Here is an 18667-nt window from a genome sequence, read left to right on the forward strand (position 1 = left end):
GGGCACCGGGGTCCTCCTGCGTCGAAGGGCTGGTCGTCCGCCCGGCCGGTCAGCGGTTGCGCTGCTCCGCGCGCCGCTGGGCGCGGTTGCCCTGCGGGCCCGAACCGGTGCGGCGCTCCACGGTGCCCTCGGCGGTGGGGGCCGTGTACTGCCAACGGGCCTGGTCCTCGTTGGCGTCCACCGCGCCGCCGTGCTGGCGGCGCTGCTCCCCGGCGGCCAGCGTGGCCACCGCGTCGGCCGACGGCTCGACGTGGAACAGCCCGGCCACCGCCTCCTCCTTGATGGAGTCGGCCATGACGCCGAACATCTGGTAGCCCTCGCGCTGGTACTCCACGAGCGGGTCACGCTGCGCCATCGAGCGCAGGCCGATGCCCTCCTTGAGGTAGTCCATCTCGTAGAGGTGCTCGCGCCACTTGCGGTCCAGCACCCCCAGCACCACGCGGCGCTCCAGGTGGCGCATGACCGACTCGCCCATCTCGCGCTCGCGGTCGTCGTAGGCGTGCTGGGCGTCGTTGGTCAGCTCGTCGATGAGCAGGCCGGCGTCCACCCCGCCGATGCCGCCGGCGGCCTCCACCACGTCGTCCACCGTGAGCGACACCGGGTAGAGCTCCTCCAGGGCACCCCACAGGGTGTCGAAGTCCCAGTCCTCGGCGTAGCCCTCGGCCGTGGCACCGTGCACGTAGCCCACCACCACGTCGTTGATGAAGTGGCGCACCTGGGTCTCCAGGTCGGCCCCCTCGAGCACGCGCTTGCGCTCGGAGTAGATGACCTCGCGCTGGCGGTTGAGCACGTCGTCGTACTTGAGCACGTTCTTGCGCGACTCGAAGTTCTGGCTCTCCACCTGTGTCTGCGCACGCTCGATGGCCTTGGTGAGCATGTTCATCTCCAGCGGCTGCGAGGGATCGGCCCCCGCCATCGCGCGCTGCATGAGGCCCGAGTTGAAGCGCACCATGAGGTCGTCCTCGAGCGACAGGTAGAAGCGGGACTCGCCCGGGTCGCCCTGGCGGCCGGAGCGACCGCGCAGCTGGTTGTCGATGCGGCGCGAGTCGTGGCGCTCGGTGCCCAGCACGTACAGGCCGCCGAGGGCGAGCACCTCCTCGTTCTCAGCCTTCACGGCACGTTCGGCCTGGGCCAGCGCCTCGTCCCACGCCGCCTCGTAGGCCTCCGGCTGCTCGTCGGGGTCCAGGCCACGCTTCTTGAGGGCCGCCACGGCCATGAACTCCGGGCTGCCGCCGAGCATGATGTCGGTGCCTCGACCGGCCATGTTGGTGGCCACCGTGACCGCGCCCTTGCGGCCGGCCTCGGCGACGATGGCCGCCTCCTGCTCGTGGTACTTGGCGTTGAGCACCTCGTGCTTCACGCCGCGGGCCGTGAGCTGCTCGGAGAGGTACTCCGACTTGCTCACGCTCGTGGTGCCCACGAGCACCGGCTGGCCCGTGCGGTGGCGCTCCACGATGTCCTCGACCACGGCGGCGAACTTGCCCTTGGCGTTGAGGAAGACCAGGTCCGAGCGGTCCTGGCGCTGCATCGGCCGGTTGGTGGGGATCGGCACCACGTCCAGCTTGTAGATCTGGTGCAGCTCGGCCGCCTCGGTCTGGGCGGTACCGGTCATGCCCGAGAGCTTCTCGTACATGCGGAAGTAGTTCTGCAGGGTGACCGTGGCCAGGGTCTGGTTCTCCTGCTTGATCTCCACCTTCTCCTTGGCCTCGATGGCCTGGTGGATGCCGTCGTTGTAGCGGCGGCCGGCCAGCAGGCGGCCGGTGTGCTCGTCGACGATGTGGACCTCGCCGTCCATGACGACGTAGTCCTTGTCCTTGGTGAACAGCTCCTTGGCCTTGATGGCGTTGTTCAGGTAGCCGATGAGCGGCGTGTTGCGGGCCTCGTAGAGGTTGCGCACGCCGAGGTAGTCCTCGACCTTCTCGATGCCGGACTCCAGCACGCCCACGGTGCGCTTCTTGATGTCGACCTCGTAGTCGCCGGTGGCCTCGATGCCCTTGAGGCGGTCGGCGGCCGTGCCCTTCTCGAGCATCTGGGCGACGGTGGCGAAGGTGGAGTACCAGCTGGTGGCCTGGTCGCCGGGGCCGGAGATGATCAGCGGGGTGCGGGCCTCGTCGATGAGGATGGAGTCCACCTCGTCGACGATGGCGAAGTGGTGGCCGCGCTGCACGAGCTCGTCGGTGGACCACGCCATGTTGTCGCGCAGGTAGTCGAAACCGAACTCGTTGTTGGTGCCGTAGGTGATGTCCTTGGCGTACTCCTCGCGGCGCTGCGCGGGGTTGAGCTTCGAGAGGATCACGCCGGTCTCCAGCCCGAGGAAGCGGTGCACGCGGCCCATGAGCTCGGCCTGGTACTCGGCCAGGTAGTCGTTCACGGTGACGACGTGCACGCCCTTGCCGGTGAGCGCGTTGAGATAGCTCGGCAGCGTGGCCACGAGCGTCTTGCCCTCACCGGTGCGCATCTCGGCCACCGAGCCGTTGTGCAGGGCCGCGCCACCCATGACCTGCACGTCGAAGTGCCGCTTGCCCAGGGTACGTACGGCCGCCTCGCGGACGGTGGCGAAGGCCTCGGGCAGCAGCGCGTCGAGCGACTCGCCGTCGGCCAGACGGGCCTTGAAGCGGTCGGTCTGCTCACGCAGCTCAGCGTCGGTGAGCCCCTGCACCGAGGCCTCCTGGGCGTTCACGGCATCGACCGTGCCCTGCAGACGGCGCAGGACGCGTCCCTCTCCCGCTCGCAGCACGCGGTCGATGATCTTCGGCACGGAGGTCTCCTCGGGTCGGCTCGGCACCGTGGGGCGTCAGCACTCGCCCCAGCGGCCCGGACAGCCTAGTTGACGGCCCGCGCGAAACCGGCGTGACCGCCCCCGGACCACCGGTGTTGGATGGTGCGCATGCCCGACGCCGCCACGCCCTCGCCCGAACCCACCCCGCAGAGCACCGCCGAGGTGGCCGCCCGCACCTGCCCCGAGCTGGTGGACGGCGACGTGCGCCTGCGCCTGCACACGCCGGCCGACGTGCCCGCCGTGGTGGCCACGAGCAACGACCCGGTGACCGTGCACTGGACCACCGTGCCGCAGCCGTACGACGAGGGCGCGGCCGCCTGGTGGGTGGGCCACATGCACGAGGGGTGGGCGCTGCGCGCCGGCGGGGACGCCTCGGGGGTGATGGGCTGGGCGGTGGACGCCCGCGACGAGACCGGGCAGTGGGTCTTCGCCGGCCAGGTGGAGGTGCGCCCCATCGGCGGCGGCGTGGGCGAGATGGGCCTGGTGCTGCACCCCGACCACCGCGGCCGGGGCCTCATGGTGCCCGCCGCGGCGATGGCGATGCGCTGGGCCACCGAGCACGGGGGGCTGCGGGTGCTGCACTGGAAGGCCGCCGTGGGCAACTGGGCCTCGCGCCGCACCGGGTGGCGGCTGGGCTACCGCTTCTCCGACGCCGTGCCCGGCCTCATGCCGCAGGAGCGGGCGACCTTCGACGGGTGGATCGGCACCTGGGAGGCCGGCGAGCCCATCGAGCCGCGGCACCCCTGGCACACGCCGTCCACCCTCGACGTGCCCTCCGGCACGGACGCGACCGGACGCGAGCTGCCGGCGGTGCGGCTGCGCGCCTGGGAGGAGGGCGACCGGCCGACCGACCCGGAACCCGACCCGCTGGGCGACCGCTTCATGCCCGGCATGATGCCGCCGGCCGACGAGGCCGGGTACGACGCGTGGTTGACCCGGCAGCGCACCCGCATGGCCACCGGCGAGATGGTGGCCTGGGCGATCGTGGACCCGGCCACCGACCGCGTGGGTGGGTACCTGCAGCTGGGCCGGCTGGGCCACCCCTTCTACCCCGGCACCGCGTCGGTGGGCTACTCGCTGTACCCGCACGCCCGCGGGCGGGGCCTGCTGCACGCCGCACTGGTGGCGCTGGCCGACCACGCCTTCACCCCGGCCGCCGAGGGGGGTCTGGGGCTCGCGCGCCTCGAGGCCGGGTGCGAGGCCGGCAACCGCGGCTCAGCCGAGGCGCTGCGGCGGGCCGGGTTCGGGCTGGTGGGCATCGAGCGGGCCTCCAGCGGCCGCCGGGAGGACCTGCAGGACGGGTACCTGTTCGAGCTGCTCAACGACGCCGAGGTGCCCGACCCGACGGGCGGCAACCGCCCCAACCCGCCCGCGCCACGGCCGGCGGCCGTCACGCGTGCCCGCGACGCGCGCGTGCTCACCGCGCCCACGCTGGCCGGCGAGCGCGTGGTGCTGCGCGAGTGGCGCGAGGAGGACCTGCCGGCCCTGGCCGACGCCTTCGCCCGCGGGTCGCTCGGGGAGTACACGCCCGATGCCGACGGCACGCGACGGTGGGTGCAGCAGCGCCGGGAGCGCATGCTGCAGGGCACCGACGTGGTGTGGGGCGTGGTCGGCGCACCGGGCACCGAGCACGAGGGTCAGGTGCTCGGCGGGGTGAACGCCCAGAAGCTGGCCGACCGCTTCGCCCCGCACGCAGTGGAGATCGGGTACTGGACCCACGTGGACCACCGCGGGAAGGGCGTGCTCGGCGAGGCGCTGGAACTGCTCATCGAGCACGTCATGGCCCCCGTGGCCGACGGTGGCCTGGGCCGCACGCAGGTGGACGCGGTGACGCACGACGACAACCACGCCTCGATGCGGGTGCTGCAGAAGGCCGGCTTCCGCAAGGTGGGGGGCCGGGCCGCCGGGGCGGCGGCGCCGCAGGCCGGGCCGGGAGCCGAGGCGGCCGACGGGCAGCGCACGCCGGGCTTCGTGGACTGGCGCCTGGACGCCGGCGACGACCGCGCCGCGCAGGCCCGCCGCACCGAGGAGGAGCGCCGGCACCCGGCGGAGCTCACCGCATCGACCGCCGGCGGCGAGGCGCTGACGCTCTCGGCCCTGACCACCGACGAGGCCGACCTGGCGCGCGTGGTGGAGGCCTGCCGCGACCCCGAGTCCGTGCGCTGGCTGGGCGGCACCGGACGTATCCATGCTGGCTACTCCCCCACGGACGCGCGGGAGTACGCGGCCGGTCTGGCCCTGGGCGCCCTCACCGGCTCCTGCGTGGGCTGGGCGGTTCGCGACGCTGACGGGCAGGTGCTCGGCATGATCGACGTCCAGGGCATCGGCGAGCGCAACGAGATCGGCTACTGGGTGCACCCGGGCGCCCGCCGCCGCGGTGTGGTCTCGGCCGCGCTCCAGGCGCTCACCCGGCACGCCCTCGCCCCGCGGGAAGCGGGAGGCATGGGCCTGGCACGGCTCACGATCCGCCACGCGGCGGGCAACACGGGCTCGCGGCGCGCCATCGAGGCCGCGGGCTTCCACCGCATCGGCACCGCGCGGCGCCAGGAGCCCATCGGTGACGGCACGGTGGTCGACCACGAGCTCTACGACCTGCTGCCGGAGGACCTCGAGGGCTGAGGCCCGGCCCGTTCCGCACCGGTGCTGATCTCGGCCGGGCACCTCCCCCAGAACCGCACCGGTGCTGAACTCGACTGTCGAGTTCCGCACCGGTGCGGAACTCGGTTCAGTGTCCTACCGAGAACCGCACCGGTGCGGTTCTCGGGATGCGGCACCGGCGCGGGACCCAGGGGGCGACGCCGCTCAGGCCACGGGGTTGGGCGCCGGCTCGGCCCGGTCCACCTGCACCAGGCCGAGCCAGGCCGCCATCTCGGCCAGGGCAACGTCGAGCTCGGGCGCCATCGCCGGGTCCCAGCGCGGCTCGGTGTGCACGGTGGGCGCACGCAGCACTCCGGCGGCGCGGTCGGCCTTGAGGTCCACGCGCGCCACGAGGTCGTCGCCCAGCAGGAAGGGCAGCACGTAGTAGCCGTGCACCCGTTGCGGCGCGGGTGTGTAGATCTCGATGCGGTAGCGCAGCCCCCACAGCGCCTCGGCCCGCTCACGCTGCCAGACCACCGGGTCGAACGGGCTGAGCAGCGCACAGGCCCCCACCGGCCGGGGGCGCGGGGCGTCACGGTGCAGGTACACCGGGGCCGAGGGGGTGGACCACCCAGGCACCTCCACCTCCTGCAGCTCCCCGGTGGCCAGCAGCCGCTCCACGGCCGGACCGGCCTGCGCCACCGAGAGGCGGGCGTAGTCGCGCAGGCACCGCAGGGTGCCGATGCCGTGGGCCCGGGCCGCCCGGGAGACCAGCCGTGTGAAGGCCTCATCCTCGTCCAGCGGCTGCTCCCCCAGCGGCCCGGCGGCCACCACCTCGGGCGGCAGCACGGCCTCGGGCAGCGCGAAGCGGCGCTCGAAGGCCGGCCCCCGCCCGGCGGAGGTGAGCTCGCCGGACCAGAAGAGGTGCTCGCAGGCGGCCTTGACCAGCGACCAGTTCCACCCCCAGTGCTCCCGGCCCACCTCCTCGCGGTGCTCGAGCACGGCCTCCACTCCCGTCGCCGGCAGCGGGCCGCGCTGCGCCACCACCTCGCGCACCTGCTGCACCAGCCCCGGGTGCTCACGGGCCACGGCGCGCATTCCACCTCACGCGTCGCTGTGCGCCCGGCGCATGCGGAAGCCGTAGAGCGGCCAGTCCTCCACCGGCACCAAGGAGGCCTCGTGGGCCCAGTACTCCACGAGGCGGTGGCGGGTCCGGCGCCCGGAGGGGCCGCGGCCGTCGCGCAGGCCGTCGAGGAGCGCCGTGTCGTAGGGGCCCAACCGAGCGAGGAAGGGCAGGTACTGGCTGCGGGCCAGGACGTTCACCGAGTCGATCTGGGTGATGGCCGTGCGCCGGGCCGTGGCCAGCAGGTGAGGCGGCCCCACCGTGGCCGGGCGGGTGCGGCCGAACCCCTGCGAGAGCAGGGCCACGCGCCGCGCCGCCCGCAGCGACAGACGCTGCGGGCGGCGGGAGGGGGAGGTCGGGGTGGTCACCCGGTCAGCCTGCCACGCACCGAGCAGGTGGCAGGCCGCCGGAGGCCGTCACGCGGCGTCGGTCGCGGCCGCCTTCCCGGAGGCGGCGTCCTCGGCGGGGGTGTCGAGGTGGATCACGCCGTAGCTCCACCCGTGGCGCCGGTAGACCACGCTCGGGCGGCCGGTCTCGGCATCGACGTACAGGTAGAAGTCGTGGCCCACGAGCTCCATGTGCGCGAGCGCCTGGTCCAGGCTCATCGGCTCGGCCTCGTGCACCTTGGTGCGCACGCTGATGGGGCAGTTCGCGTCGCCGCCCAGCCCGGCGACCACGGGGTCGCTCGGCAGCATCGAGATGTCGATGCCGGCCTCCACCATCTCGGCCTCGCGCTGGTGGCGGGTGGCCTCCTCCACGAGGGACTCCCCGTTGCCCACGGGCTCCAGCGGCGCCGTGGCCTCGGCCACCGACGCCTTGGGACGGCCCTTGTGCACCTTGCGGCGGTCCTTCAGGCGGCGCAGCCGCTCGGTGACCTTGGCCAGGGCGGCGTCCAGGGCCTCGTACTCGCGCTCGGCTGCGGCCTCGGCACGCACCACGGTGCGCTTGTCGCGGCAGGTGATCTCGATGCGCTCGGCCCCGTCAGCCCGGCGGGGGTTCGGCTCGTGGCTCCACAGCACCTCGCACGAGGTGACCTCGGGGGCGATGTGGGCGAGCTGCTCGAGCTTCTCGTCCAGGTGGCGGCGGAAGCGGTCGGTGACCTGGGCGCGACGGCCGGTGACGGTGATCTGCATGAGTCCTCCAGAAGGTGGGGCCGCTCCGTGGCGGCCGGGCGAGGTGGTCGGGTTCACCTGGACGGCGTGTTCTCGCAACCACCCCCTCCTGTCAGGGGCTCCATGACGAAACACTACGTCGGCCCCGTCCCCCGGACAAGGGGTGCTTTCCGGTCACGGCACCCGGGCGCAGCACACTGCCCCGATGCGGTGGACGCCCGTCTGCCGCAGGGCGTCCCGGCAGGCCGCCAGGGTGGCGCCGGTGGTCACCACGTCGTCGAGGAGCAGCACGGCGGCGCCCCGGGGGAGCGTCACCCCGTCACGCACGCCCACGCGGCCGGCGAGGTTTCGACGTCGCTCGGTGCGTGAGAGGCCCGACTGGTCCCGGGCCACGCCGCGGGTGCGCAGCACCAGCCGCACCTGCACCCCCTCGTCCCCGAGGCGTGCCACCGCAGCCCGGGCCAGGTCGGACACCGGGTCGTCGCCCCGGGCCCGGCGCGTCCGGGCCCGGGAGGGAGCGGGGACCACGAGCACCGGCCGCTCCCCCGCAGGGCCCCCGCCCTCGGCGGTCACCGCCGCGAGCGCCGCCCGCAGCGGGTCCACGGCCACCTGGGCCAGCACCGGGCGCAGGTCGCGGCGCCCGCCGTCCTTGTACCCCCGGACGAGCGCCCGCAGCGCGCCCCGGTAGTCGCCCCCGGCCCACACCGGCACCCCACCGAGGTGACCGACCACGCACCCTGGGTGCACGGCCGCCGCGAGCTCGTCGGTGCAGCCCGGGCACCACCGGTGGCCGGGTGCCCCACAGCCGCCGCAGGCCCGGGGCACCACGAGGTCGCCGAGCTCCTGCCACGCGGGGTGCACCACCCCATCGGACCGCAGAGGAACCGTCCGCTGCCGGCCCCGCGCCCACTCCTGTGGACGGGCACCCGCTCAGCGGCCCGGCACCACCACCTCGCTGGCCACGTTGGCCACGAACCAGGTGGCCCCCGCCTTGGTGAGCACGCGGCCTCCCTCGGTGGTCACGAGCAGGCCGTCCTCCCGCTCGTCGGGGTAGGCGGCCACGGCCACCGCGTTGTCCACCGAGCCCTGCAGCTCGGTCCAGCCGCCCAGCTCGGAGCGCCACACCTTCTGCTCGCCGTCGGGGCCCGGCGTGCCCAGCAGCGCCACGGAGTGCTCGTCGATCCAGGCCAGGTCCTGCACCCCACCCACCTGCGGGGCGATGGGGCGCGGCTCGGTGAGCGAGGTCGGCTCACCCCCGGGCCCGCGCACCACCCCGACCACGGCCACGCGGTCCCGGCCACCACCGCGCAGCACCACCAGGGCGCGGGCCCCGTCGGGTGACATGCGCACCTGCACCACCTGCTCGTCCCCCAGCCACGGCACCGAGAGGCTCTCCGGACGGCCGCCCCGACGGCTCGTGTCGAGCACGAGCACCTCGGTGTCCTCCTCCTGCCCCTGCGTGGTCCACAGGAAGCCCAGCGGGTCCATGCTCGGCACGGACAGCTCCCCGCGCGCGGTGTACGTGGTGAGCGCACCCTCGCGCCAGACCCCCAGCACCCGGCCGTCCACGGCGGCCACCGTCCGGAAGTCCGCCGAGACCGCCATCCGGTCCCAGCGGGACGGGACGCTCGGCACGCGCAACTCCTGGGGCTGGGCCAGCGGCTCCAGCTCGGCCGACCCCGGGTCGGCGGCCTGGAGGGCCTGCCGCTGGTGCAGCAGCACCAGCGGCACCTCCACGGACACCACCGAGTAGCCGGCCCCCTGCGGGTAGGACAGGCGCTCACCCACCGCGTCGCTCTCGGCGTCCACGAGGTTCCCGCCGACGAACAGGGAGACCGCGTCCACCCCGGGCAGCTGGCGCATCGTGGCCGCGTACTGCGCCCAGGCGAGATTGCGCTGGGCGGGGTCGGCGCCGACCATCGTGTCCGAGAGGCGCAGCACCGCCGTGCCTTCCGAGACCGGGACCGCGGCCGTCTCCAGCCGGGTGCCGGCGGGGACCCCCGTGGAGACGGCCCCCTCCAGCACGCGGGGCACCGGCTCGGTCTGCAGCCGGCCCAGGGCGCTGGTCATGCCCTCCCCGCTGCGCAACCACCGCCGCTGCGGCACGAGCTCCTCGGAGACCGGCGAGCCCCAGTGCACGTCCACCGGTTGGTAGAGGCGCTGGAAGTCGGCCTGCGAGAGCACGATGCCGGTGTCCGAGGGCAGCGAGTCGATGCGCCACTGGCCGTCCACCTGCTCGAGCCCGAAGGTGAGGTCGGCCCGCTCCCCCGGCGCCGCCTCGGTGAGGCGCCCCGAGGCGTCCACCTCCCCGAGCACGGCGAGGTTGACCCGCACCGTGTCGCCGGCCAGCGCGGTGACGCCCTGCCCCGCCCGCTGGTCCTGGACGAGCACGCGCGCACCCGGTTCCCACGAGGCGCTCGCGGCGTCCGTGAGGTACTCGCGGCCCACGCGGTGGTCGCCGGTGTCGTCGATGCCGGTGCGCAGGAAGCCGGTGACCACCTGCTCCGGCGTGGCGTCCTGCGGCGGGGGCTCGACCTCCACGGACACCTCCTGCCGGGGCGCCTGGTCCAGCGCCGGCCCCTGTTCCACCGGGGACTGCTCCGGGATCGCCGAGCACCCGGCCAGGGTGGTGCTCAGCAGCGCGGCCGCCCACCAGCGGGCGGGACGGCAGGGTCGGGGGGTCACGGCAGGTCCTCCATGGCGCGGCGGCACTCGGCATCGGCGGGGTGGGGGTCGGGCATCGGGATGGGCGAGCCGGCCACGGAGCCGCCGGCGTGGCGGGGCACGGTGAGACGGAAGGTGGCGCCCTGCCCGGGCCGGGAGGACACCTGCAGCCACCCGCGGTGCTCCAGCGCGTCCCCGGCGCAGATGCTCAGGCCCAGCCCGGTGCCGCCGGCGGTGCGGTTGCGGGCGGGGTCGGCGCGCCAGAAGCGGTCGAAGACGTGCTCCATCTGGTCGTCGTCCAGACCCACGCCGGTGTCGCTCACGGCCACCGCGACCGCCGAGTAGTTGCCGTCCACGGTGACCACCACGGGGCGCTGCTCGGCGTGGTCGATGGCGTTGACCACCAGGTTGCGCACCACCCGCTCGATGCGGCGCTCGTCCACCTCGGCGCGCACCGCGGCCACCGTGCCGGGCCGTTCCACTCGCAGCTCCACCCCGGCGCCGGCGGCGAGCTGGGAGTGCGCCTCCACCACCCGCCGGGCGAGCTGCTCGAGGTCCACCTCTCGGTGCTGCAGCTGCACCTGCCCGGCGTCCTGGCGCGAGATCTCCAGCAGGTCGGTGAGCAGCTGGTCGAGGCGCTCCACCTCGCCGTGCAGCAGCTCCACCGACCGGGAGCTCATCGCGTCGAAGTCGTCGCGCCCCACGTGCAGCACCTCGCTGGCCATACGGATGGTGGTCAGCGGTGTGCGCAGCTCGTGGCTGACGTCGCTGACGAAGCGCTGCTGCAGGTGGGAGAGGTCCTTGAGCTCCACGATCTGGCGCTGCACCACGTCGGCCATGGTGTCCACCGACCGGCCCAACCGGCCCAGCTCGTCGTGCCCCCGCATGCCGGTGCGTCGGTCGAGATCGCCGGTGGCGATCTGCTCGGCGGTCCGCGTCACGCGCGAGAGGGGGTCCAGGGCCAGGTGCGTCACCACGAAGGTGATGAGCCCCGCGATGCCGATGAGGCCCAGCCCGCCCAGGGCGAACGAGGAGCCCACGATCCCCAGCGTGCGCTGCTCGTTCGCCAGCGAGAAGAACAGCAGCATGTCGTGCGGGCCGCTGCCGGGCACCTGGAGGCGTGCGGCCACCACCACCGTCGGGGCCTCCCGCCCGCCGGAGCTGGTGCGGGCGATCATCGAGTGGACGTGCTCGGGGTCCTCGGCCAGCCGCTGCCGCAGCGCCGGGGGCACCTGGGAGACGTCCGCCTCGGGGCGCTCCACCGGGCTGAGCCCCTCCTCGTTGCCCGGCGAGCGCACGATGGCCACCCGCCGCGACCGGTCGTCGCCCTGGCTGGAGGACTGGCGCACCACGTCCGTGGCCGTGGTGTACAGGGTGGCGTTGTCCACCCGGTCGAGGGAGTCGAACTCCCGCTGGGCCTGCCCGACGGCCGTCACGGACTCGCCCATGGCCACCTCGGCCCGGTTGCGCACGAGGCGCTCGCCGATGGCCTGGTAGAGGGAGACGCCGAGCACCACCGACAGGATCGCGGTGAGCAGCAGGCTGACCACGATGGTGCGGAAGCGCAGCGAGGTGCGCCAGGCGCGGCGCACCGCGCGCACGAGGGAGATCGTGGCGCTGAAAGGGCGGTAGGCCACCGGCGCGTCAGATCGTGGGGGCGCCGGCGCGGTAGCCCACGCCGCGCACCGTCTGCACGATGCTGGGACGCTCCGGGTCGCGCTCGATCTTGGCACGCAGGCGCTGCACGTGCACGTTCACCAGGCGGGTGTCGCCGGCGTGCTGGTAGCCCCAGACCTGCTCCAGCAGGGTCTCGCGGCTGAACACCTGCATCGGCTTGCGGGCCAGGGCCACGAGGAGGTCGAACTCCAGCGGCGTCAGGGAGATGGCCTCGCCGTCGCGGTGCACCATGTGGCTGTCGACGTCGATGGTGAGGTCCCCCACCACGAGGCGCTGCTGCGGCGGCGGGGCGGAGCGGCGCATGCGGGCCCGGGTGCGGGCCAGCAGCTCCTGCGGTCGGAAGGGCTTCTGCACGTAGTCGTCGGCGCCCGCCTCCAGGCCGGTCACCACGTCGTGGGTGTCGGTGCGGGCGGTGAGCATGATGATCGGCACGCCGGACTCGGCCCGGATCTCGCGGCACACCTGCATGCCGTCCTTGCCGGGGAGCATGACGTCCAGGAGCACCAGGTCGGGCTGGGTCTCGCGGAAGGTCGCCAGCGCCCGGGCCCCGTCACCGCAGGTGCTCACGCGCCACCCGTCCTTGCTCAGCACGATGCCGAGCATCTCGGCCAGGGCGGCGTCGTCGTCGACGACGAGGACGTGGCCCAGGCCGGCCGGGGACGAGGACGAGGGGGCTGCCATGGGTGCATGGTAACGATTCGGCAACGGCGCCCCCTGCGCCCCGGCGTGGGAGGTGGTCGCCGCCGGGTCAGGCGTGCGCGGGCGGGGCCGGGAGGTCCAGGCCGAGCAGGGCGTTCTCCACCACCTCGGAGAGGGCCGGGTGCGGCCAGTAGCGGCCGCGGGCCCAGGCGTGCGCGTGCTCACCGGAGAGCAGCGCCTCGCCCAGGAGGTTCACGAGCGTGGCGGCCTGGTGCCCCATGACCCACCCGCCCAGCACCGCACCGGTGGTCGCGTCGGCCACCACCTGGCAGGCGCCGGTGGTGTCCTCCATGGCCCACCCGTAGGCCACGTCGGCGTACTCCTGGACCTTCACGACCACCTGGTGGCCGGCCTCGCGGGCCTGCTCGGCCGACAGCCCGATGACGCCGATCTCCGGATGGGTGAAGACGCCGGCCGGCACCGGCACGGTCGGGAAGGAGCGCAGGTCCTGCGGGTGCACGAGATTGTGCGAGACCACCCGGGCCTGGGCGTTGGCCACGTGCTTGAGCATGAGCGGCTCACGGACGTCGCCCAGGGCCCACACACCCTCGGCCGTGGTGCGACCGTGCTCGTCGGTGGTGACGAAGCCCCGCTCGTCCACCTCCACCCCGGCAGCGCCGAGCTCCAGCGCGGGGGTGGAGGGCTGCCGGCCCGCGGCGGCGAGGACCGCCCCGGTGCGCAGGGTGCTGCCGTCGGAGAGGGTGAGCACCGCCTCGTGACCGTCGGTCTCGGCGGCCGTCACCTGGGTGCCGTAGCGCACGTCCCAGGCCTCCTCGGCCAGGGGGGCGAAGCGCTCGCGCAGGTCGTCCGGAAGCGCGCCGAGCAGGCGGTCGCCGCGCAGCAGGAGGGTGACCCGGCAGCCGAGGGAGGAGAAGACGTGGGCGAACTCCACGGCCACCACACCACCACCCACCACGGTGAGGTGCTCGGGCAGCTCCTCCAAGCGCATGATCGTCTCGTTGGTGTGCACCAGCCCGCCCAGCATCGGCTGCAGTGCCTCGGGCACCCGGGCCGAGGAGCCCGTCGCGATGACCACCTGGTCGCCGGTGAGGCGCACCGTGCCGCCGTCGTGCAGGGCCACCTCCACCTCGCGCGCGCCGGTGAAGCGTGCCCACCCCTCGAACAGCTCGGTGCCGGGCCCGGTCCGACGGTAGTCCGCTCCCCCGGCGCTGATGGGGTCGATGCGGTCGAAGATCCGGTCGCGCACCTCGCGCCAGCGCACGCCCCGCAGCTCGGCGTCCACCCCCAGGCGCCCCGCGTCACGCACCGTGTCGGCCACCCCGGCGGTCCACACGAACATCTTGGTGGGGATGCAGCCGTGGTTGAGGCAGGTACCGCCGAAGACGCCGCCCTCCACGAAGGCGACGCGCAGGCCCGCGTACTCCTGGGTGGGCAGGGAGTTGCCCGAGCCGGACCCGATGACGACGACGTCGAAGTGCTTCTGCTCCATGGGCCACAGCCTAGGGCGGTGGCGCGCCGCGGCCCGCTGCCGGCCGGGCCGACCGGCGGACCGGCTCAGCCGCGCTCGCGCAGGGCGGCCAGGTGCGGGGAGCGCGCCGGGTCCAGGCCCAGGCCCAGCGCCAGGTAGGTGGCCGTGAAGTCCACGCGCGCCACGAGCCGGGCCAGGTCCACCAGCGGCTCGTCCCCGACGGCCAGGCAGTCCACCACGCGCACGCCGGCCCCGCTCGCGATGGCGGAGACGCGCTGCGCCATCGCGCCCAGCTCGTCGCGGCCGAGCAACCACAGGCCCAACGGCGTCTGCTGTGGGGCGTCGAGGAAGGGGTCGGCGAAGATGTCCCGCCCACCGCCGGCTCCCCGATCGGTGGTGGCGTTCCAGCCCTCACCGGTGGCGTACGGCCCGTCGAGGCAGGCCACCACCTCGCTCGCCGCGTGGGGCAGCTCACCGGAGGTGGCCGGCACCCGGGCACTCCGGCTGAGCATGCTCGCGGCCCGGCGGGCCGCCACCCCGGCGACGGGACCGTCGCCGAGCACCACCGGCAGCGTCTCGGCGAGGGTCAGCGCGGCCACCTTGGCCGGGTTCACGAACGCCGCGGAGTCCGGGCGGCACTCCTCGGCCACGGCGTCGAGCGTGCGTGCGAGCGACTCCCACAGGTCGTCGCGCGCCTGCAGCAGCCCGACCTCCCGGAGCCCCAGGAGCACCGGCACGAGCAGTCCCCACAGCGCGGTGCGGGAGCTCGTGGGCCCCTGCCCCACCGGCACGTGCACGCCCCGGGCGCGCTGGGCCGCATCGGACAGCGGGGTGTCGGCAGCCCCCACGGTGAGGACGGCCGCGCCCCGGCGCGCCGCCTCGTGCGCCAGGGTCACCGCCCCGGCCTCCTGCCCGGAGAGGCTGAGCGCCACCACGAGGTCGAGCGGCCCCACCCAGGCCGGCAGCGGCCCACCGTGCAGGGTGTGCACCGCGGTCGGCGAGGCCTGCCCCACCACCAGGTCCACCACCTCGCCGACGACGGCCGACCCGCCGGCCGCGGCCACGAGCACCGCGCGGGGCCGGTGCGCGGAGGCGAGCCGCTCGATGCCGGCCTCCTCGGCGAGCGTGAGCGCCTGCCGCACCTGCGCACCGGCGGTGGCCAGCGCGAACAGGGTGCCGGCGGCGTCGCAGCGCGCCAGGTGGTCCGGGTCGTCGAGCACGGCCTCGTCGACGAAGGGCACGTCAGCCGTCCTGCCGCACCAGGGCCAGCGCCGCGTCGCGGACGCGGGCGGTGAGCTCCTGCGAGACCGACTCCACGTTGAGGCGCAGCAGCGGCTCGGTGTTGCTGGCACGCAGGTTGGCCCGCCAGTAGCCCACCTCCTCGCCCTCCAGCGCGGTGCCGGTGAGGGTCAGGCCGTCCAGCTCGTCGGCCCGGGCGCCCTGCGCGGCGCCCCAGGCGCGCACCCGCTCGGTGGCTGCGGCGGCGTCGTCCACACGGGAGTTGATCTCCCCGCTGGCGGGGTACTTCTCGTACGGGGCCATGAGCTCCGAGAGCGGGCGGTCCTGCTCGCCGAGGGCCGCCAGCACGTGCAACGCGGCGAGCATACCGGTGTCGGCGAACCAGAAGTCCTTGAAGTAGTAGTGCGCCGAGTGCTCCCCGCCGAAGACCGCGTCGTGGCGGGCCATCTCGTCCTTGATGAAGGAGTGGCCCACCCGGGTGCGCACCGGGCGGGCGCCGGCGGCCTCGATGACCTCGGGCACCACCTGGGAGGCGATGGCGTTGTGCACCACGGCCACGTCCTGCGCGCTCGCACCGGCGGCCACCGCGCGGTCGACCTCGCGCTGGGCCACCAGGGCGGTGATGGCGCTGGGCGTCACCGGCTCGCCGCGCTCGTCCACCACGAAGCAGCGGTCGGCGTCGCCGTCGAAGGCCAGGCCGATGTCGGCGCCGTGCTCGCGGACGGCGGCCTGCAGGTCTCGCAGGTTCTCCGGCTCCAGCGGGTTGGCCTCGTGGTTCGGGAAGGTGCCGTCGAGCTCGAAGTACAGCGGCTCCACGCGCAGCGAGTCCACCACCACGTCGTCGCCGCTGCCCAGCACCACCGGCACGGTGTGGCCGGCCATGCCGTTGCCGGCGTCCACCACCACGTCCAGGTGGCGCAGCCCGCTGAGGTCCACCAGGGAGCGCAGGTGCTCGGCGTACTCGCCGGTGAGGTCACGGTGGGTGATCGTGCCGGGGGCCGCGGCGGCCTGGCGGTCGTGCACGTCACCGCGGTCCAGGATCCACTGCGCCAGGTCGCGCACCTCGGCCAGGCCGCTCTCCTGCCCCACCGGGCGCGCGCCGGGGCGGCACAACTTGATGCCGTTGTACTGGGCCGGGTTGTGCGAGGCGGTGAACATCGCCCCGGCGAGGCCCAGGTGGCCGGCGGCGAAGTAGAGCCCATCGGTGGAGCACAGGCCGATCATCGTGACGTCCACCCCGTGCAGCGCCAGCCCCGCGGCGAAGGCCTCGGACAGCTCCGGGCTGCTGGGGCGCATGTCGTACCCCACGGCCACGCCGGCCACCCCCTCGGGCAGGACGACGGTCTGCGCGAACGCCTCCCCCAGGGCGCGGGCCACGCGCGGGTTGAGTTGCTCGGGCACGAGACCGCGGACGTCGTAGGCCTTCACGAAGTCCGCGAGCGGGGGCTGCGGGCGCTGGGTGCTCATGGACGCACAGGGTAGTGCGCGTCAGCCGTCGTGGTCCCCCGAGACCAGCCGCAGCCGCGGGCCCTGCCGGCGGTCCGCCTCGGCACCGTCGCCGGGGGCACCCGCCGGTCGCTCGCGGTGGTCACGCACCGCCTCCGCCAGCGCCCCGATGTCGGCCACCGCGCCGGTGGGGTCCTCGAGGTCGATCTGCAGCCGCATCACCTGCCAGCCGCGCGGGGCGGTGAGGCGGGCGGTGTGCTCGGCGCACAGGTCGTAGACGTGAGGCTCGGCCTCGGCCACGAGCGGGCCGACCACCACCGTCTGCTCGGCGTAGACGTAGGTCAGGGTGGAGGCCGCGGGCTGCGCGCACCCCACCTTGCTGCACAGGCGCGGGCTGGGGTCAGAGGTGGGCACGGGGCGCAGACTACGCTCGCGCCCATGCCCAGTCCGTCCGCACGCGCCGGGAACGCCGCACGCCGGCGGATGCTGCGCCGCGGCCGCGAGCTGCGCGGGCCGCTGAGCACCGCGGACGCCCCCTCCCGGACCAGCCGGCACTCCGCCTTCGAGGAACTGGCGCACGCGGCCACCAGCCGGGTGGCCGCCCGGGCGGGCCTGCGGGAGGCCGACTGGGAGCTGCTGGTGCTGGTGGTGCCACCCCCGGACGTCGACCGCGCCGACCGGTGGGGCCGAGTGCAGGCCGTCGGTGGCCGGTGGCAGGTGGTGCTCCACCGGCTGGCGTTCGGCACCGACGCCCGCGGCCCGCAGGACCAGGAGCTCTTCGTGCAGGCCGTGGTGGCCGACCTGCTGGGCGAGGCCCTGGGTCGGGACCCCGAGGAGCTCGACCCCGACCGGTGACCCCGGGCGGGCTCCTGCGCACGCACCGTGACGCGCGTCGGCCGGCCCAGCCCGGGAGGTGGACCGGCCGACGTGGACGGTGCGGGTGCTCAGGCGCTGAACACGGCCCGGCGCTTGAGCTTGCGGCGCTCACGCTCGGAGAGGCCGCCCCAGATGCCGAAGCGCTCGTCGTTCTCTAGGGCGTAGTCCAGGCACTCGGAGCGCACGTCGCAGCCGGTGCACACGCGCTTGGCCTCACGGGTGGACCCGCCCTTCTCCGGGAAGAAGGCCTCGGGGTCGGTCTGGGCGCACAGGGCGCGCTCCTGCCAACTGGGGGCCGCCTGCTCGGCGAGTCCGACGATCTGAAGTTCGTGCACGGTTTCCTCCTCGACCCTGGGGCCCGTCAGCACGTGGTGGTACAGCCAACAGATGGGGTCCGACCCGCGGCGGGTGGACCGGCGGCACGCGCCCCGGGGGGGCCGTCCGACGCCGGAATTACACCGGTGCAACTCCCCGCGTGTCAAGCCGGCGCAGGGCCCCCTCATGGTGTATGGCCACGTCCCGCCACCGGCAGGTGCGTGCGGGGCGCGAGGCGGGGTCCGTGGCGCTCCGGGCGGGTCTCCCGGGAGGCGCCGAGCAGCATCTGCACCCGGTAGCGCTGGCCGGCGTACGGCGCCAGCACGCGGGCCAGGTCCACGTCGTCACCGGCGGTCCCGGTGAGCGCCCGGGTCACGTGCGCGGCCACGTGGTAGTCGCGCCAGCTCACGGCGTCGGGGTCCCCCAGCGCGCGGTGCGCCACCTCCGCGGCAGTCCACGGGCCGATGCCGGGCACGGTGCGCAGCAGGGCGTGGGCGCGGTCGAGCCCCGCGCGCTCCATCGAGGCGGTCGCCGCCACCAGCTGCTCCCAGCGGTCCCCCACCCGGGCCGCGCGCACCAGGGTGTCGCTGCGGCCGGCATCGATGCCGCAGCGCAGGAACACCCACGAGGGCACGCGTGCCACGGTGGCCGCGTCCGGCGGCACCAGCAGCCCCCGCTCCCCGGCCGGCCCCGGCGCCGGGGAGCCCGTCGCCCGCACCAAGGCGCGATAG

Annotated in this window: 16 protein-coding genes; 2 read left to right on the forward strand and 14 right to left on the reverse strand. The window is 74.7% G+C overall.

Features of this window, described 5'->3' with window-relative positions; translation table 11 throughout:
* Positions 1-49: 49 nt before the first annotated feature.
* Complete coding sequence (gene secA, locus CYJ76_RS10025) at positions 50-2758, reverse strand: preprotein translocase subunit SecA (protein WP_070705270.1); 2709 nt, start codon at positions 2756-2758, stop codon at positions 50-52.
* A 129-nt stretch (positions 2759-2887) separates the two neighbouring features.
* On the opposite strand from secA, the gene CYJ76_RS10030 reads away from it, so the two are divergent.
* Positions 2888-5398 carry a GNAT family N-acetyltransferase gene (locus CYJ76_RS10030; protein ID WP_180802279.1) on the forward strand — a complete coding sequence of 837 codons (2511 nt, stop codon included), beginning with the start codon at positions 2888-2890 and terminating at the stop codon, positions 5396-5398.
* A 183-nt stretch (positions 5399-5581) separates the two neighbouring features.
* Here CYJ76_RS10030 and CYJ76_RS10035 read toward each other — a convergent pair whose 3' ends face one another.
* The 11 genes from CYJ76_RS10035 to CYJ76_RS10080 all read right to left on the reverse strand — a co-directional run bounded on the left by CYJ76_RS10035 (position 5582) and on the right by CYJ76_RS10080 (position 17159).
* Positions 5582-6445: a winged helix-turn-helix domain-containing protein gene (locus CYJ76_RS10035; RefSeq protein ID WP_414467289.1), complete on the reverse strand. Its 864-nt coding sequence runs from the start codon at positions 6443-6445 to the stop codon at positions 5582-5584.
* 15 nt (positions 6446-6460) lie between these two features.
* A complete protein-coding gene (locus CYJ76_RS13210) occupies positions 6461-6847 on the reverse strand; it encodes a DNA glycosylase AlkZ-like family protein (protein WP_414467290.1) in 387 nt (128 codons plus the stop codon).
* Between the two features lie 48 nt (positions 6848-6895).
* On the reverse strand, positions 6896-7612 hold the full coding sequence (hpf, locus tag CYJ76_RS10040) for a ribosome hibernation-promoting factor, HPF/YfiA family (RefSeq protein ID WP_070705768.1): 717 nt from the start codon (positions 7610-7612) through the stop codon (positions 6896-6898).
* Between the two features lie 153 nt (positions 7613-7765).
* Positions 7766-8452, reverse strand: coding sequence for a ComF family protein (locus CYJ76_RS13115; protein WP_269148629.1), 687 nt, complete (start codon positions 8450-8452; stop codon positions 7766-7768).
* Positions 8453-8521: 69 nt separating this feature from the next.
* Positions 8522-10276, reverse strand: a complete 1755-nt coding sequence (locus tag CYJ76_RS10050) for an LpqB family beta-propeller domain-containing protein (RefSeq protein WP_101850019.1) — start codon at positions 10274-10276, stop codon at positions 8522-8524.
* A complete protein-coding gene (gene mtrB, locus CYJ76_RS10055; protein ID WP_101850020.1) occupies positions 10273-11892 on the reverse strand; it encodes an MtrAB system histidine kinase MtrB in 1620 nt (539 codons plus the stop codon). Before mtrB ends, CYJ76_RS10050 begins: the two co-directional genes overlap by 4 nt.
* Positions 11893-11899: 7 nt before the next feature.
* Positions 11900-12613 (reverse strand): MtrAB system response regulator MtrA, encoded by a 714-nt coding sequence (gene mtrA, locus CYJ76_RS10060; RefSeq protein WP_070705006.1) that lies wholly within the window; start codon positions 12611-12613, stop codon positions 11900-11902.
* Between the two features lie 67 nt (positions 12614-12680).
* Entirely contained in the window at positions 12681-14081 is a 1401-nt protein-coding gene (locus tag CYJ76_RS10065; protein WP_101850021.1) for a mycothione reductase, read from the reverse strand.
* A 65-nt stretch (positions 14082-14146) separates the two neighbouring features.
* The gene (locus tag CYJ76_RS10070; RefSeq protein WP_101850022.1) at positions 14147-15301 is read right to left on the reverse strand and encodes an SIS domain-containing protein; all 1155 of its coding nucleotides are present in this window, start codon (positions 15299-15301) and stop codon (positions 14147-14149) included.
* Position 15302: 1 nt separating this feature from the next.
* Positions 15303-16766, reverse strand: coding sequence for a phosphomannomutase/phosphoglucomutase (locus tag CYJ76_RS10075; protein ID WP_070705663.1), 1464 nt, complete (start codon positions 16764-16766; stop codon positions 15303-15305).
* Positions 16767-16787: 21 nt separating this feature from the next.
* Positions 16788-17159 (reverse strand): DUF3499 domain-containing protein, encoded by a 372-nt coding sequence (locus tag CYJ76_RS10080; RefSeq protein WP_237769816.1) that lies wholly within the window; start codon positions 17157-17159, stop codon positions 16788-16790.
* Positions 17160-17183: 24 nt separating this feature from the next.
* Between CYJ76_RS10080 and CYJ76_RS12535 the strand changes: the two genes are divergently transcribed.
* Positions 17184-17600, forward strand: coding sequence for a hypothetical protein (locus tag CYJ76_RS12535; protein ID WP_180802280.1), 417 nt, complete (start codon positions 17184-17186; stop codon positions 17598-17600).
* 89 nt (positions 17601-17689) lie between these two features.
* Here CYJ76_RS12535 and CYJ76_RS10090 read toward each other — a convergent pair whose 3' ends face one another.
* Positions 17690-17956 carry a WhiB family transcriptional regulator gene (locus CYJ76_RS10090; protein WP_070704506.1) on the reverse strand — a complete coding sequence of 89 codons (267 nt, stop codon included), beginning with the start codon at positions 17954-17956 and terminating at the stop codon, positions 17690-17692.
* Between the two features lie 164 nt (positions 17957-18120).
* Positions 18121-18667 (reverse strand): DNA-3-methyladenine glycosylase family protein (locus tag CYJ76_RS12540; protein ID WP_414467291.1); only part of this gene is annotated, 547 nt, incomplete at its 5' end.

It is taken from the genome of Kytococcus schroeteri (genome assembly GCF_002847825.1).
Taxonomy (GTDB): Bacteria; Actinomycetota; Actinomycetes; order Actinomycetales; family Dermatophilaceae; genus Kytococcus; species Kytococcus schroeteri.